Annotated in this window: 2 protein-coding genes; both read left to right on the forward strand. The window is 42.1% G+C overall.

Annotated elements, in window-relative coordinates; genetic code table 11:
• The first annotated feature begins 359 nt into the window (after positions 1-359).
• Positions 360-827, forward strand: a complete 468-nt coding sequence (locus F6K53_RS41665; RefSeq protein ID WP_293086271.1) for a hypothetical protein — start codon at positions 360-362, stop codon at positions 825-827.
• A gap of 236 nt (positions 828-1,063) precedes the next feature.
• Positions 1,064-1,529 (forward strand): hypothetical protein (locus F6K53_RS41675; protein WP_293086273.1); only part of this gene is annotated, 466 nt, incomplete at its 3' end.

The raw sequence follows: 1,529 nt of genomic DNA on the forward strand, positions 1-1,529 counted from the left end.
GTGGCTTTCCCAGCGGTGGCTAAGAGTTAGAAAATGACGGCGAGCCGCCCCTAACGCACCCTACTAGACCGACACATTTAAAATGGTGCAATAAGCGTAGGTTGGGTTGAAGAATGAAACCCAACACCAGTAACGCTTTGTTGGGTTTCCCTACCGCTCAACCCAACAAACATTTTTAGGTGTGCCACGCCACTACGCAATATTTTCAAATATGAGATGCACCCAAACTATTCAGCTACCACTAATTATTATCCTTTGATAATTAGATGATTAGTGGAAATTATGACAATTGTAAAAGTCATATTATTTAGCTAGTCTTTTGTTAAAGATTAAACGTCAACTTTACTCTTGCTACAGTCATGCCAGAAGAAAATTTTTCTCAATCATTCAATATCACCGTTGGTCAAAACTTGTCTAATAACACAATTGGAGGAATGGCGAGTGGCGATATGGATGTGACCCAAAATCCACAAATTAGTACAAGTGAATCTTCTCAGCCTCCAAGTGAATCTTCTCAGCCACTGACTCAAGCCGAGGTGGTTGAGTTAATTACTGAGCTTGAAAAACTGTTTCGCAGCTCATATTTACCGGAGGCGGAGACATCTAAAGCAATCAAGTATTTGGAAGCTGCTAAAGAAGAAGCACAAGGAGAAGAGCCTGATAAGGATTTTGCTGCTAAGAATTTGCAAAAGGCTTGTACAGCTCTCAAAGGTTTAAAAGAAGCTGGTGAAACGGTTGAAGCAGGAAAAAACTTATGGGAAACATTTCAGCTTATTATCACTAAGCTCCTGCCTTGGTTCGGGAAAGCTGCCAACTTCTTTATTTAAGGTTAAACAAGTCATCAGGTCTATTGACAATAATATAAAGTTCACCAGTAATTGGATGACAGTCGAGACTGACAGGATTACCTCAGCCATAGGCAAAGGTCTGTTGGTTTGAGCCGTCCAGGTTCATAACTTGTACCGATGTTCGGGGTAAGGGTTCCCGATCGACATTAGACTGTGAACCAATAGAGTTGAAGGTTAGTAGGTGTTGTCGGTTGAAGGTTAGTAGGTGTTACCGGTTGAAGGTTAACCTTGGCCAAAAGGCCACGCCTGCGCGTTCAACCTTCAACCGGTTAACCTTCAACCAGTTAACCTTCAACCATCAACAACCTTCAACCTTCAACCGGTTAACTTTCAACCTGTTAACCTTCAACCAGTTAACCTTCAACCAGTTAACCTTCAACCAGTTAACCTTCAACCAGTTAACCTTCAACCAGTTAACCTTCAACCTTCAACAACCTTCAACCTTCAACCGGTTAACCTTCAACCTGTTAACCTTCAACCAGTTAACCTTCAACCAGTTAACCTTCAACCAGTTAACCTTCAACCAGTTAACCTTCAACCAGTTAACCTTCAACCAGTTAACCTTCAACCGGTTAACCTTCAACCGGTTAACCTTCAACCAGTTAACCTTCAACCGGTTAACTTTCAACCTGTTAACCTTGGCCTATTGGCCACGCTACGCGAACAACCAGTTAACCTTGG

The organism is Moorena sp. SIO4A1 (genome assembly GCF_010672065.1).
Classification (GTDB): Bacteria; Cyanobacteriota; Cyanobacteriia; order Cyanobacteriales; family Coleofasciculaceae; genus Moorena.

Excerpts from the sequence above, each read along its gene's own strand:
- F6K53_RS41665 (WP_293086271.1), top strand. The coding sequence starts at position 360 with ATGCCAGAAGAAAATTTTTCTCAATCATTCAATATCACCGTTGGTCAA.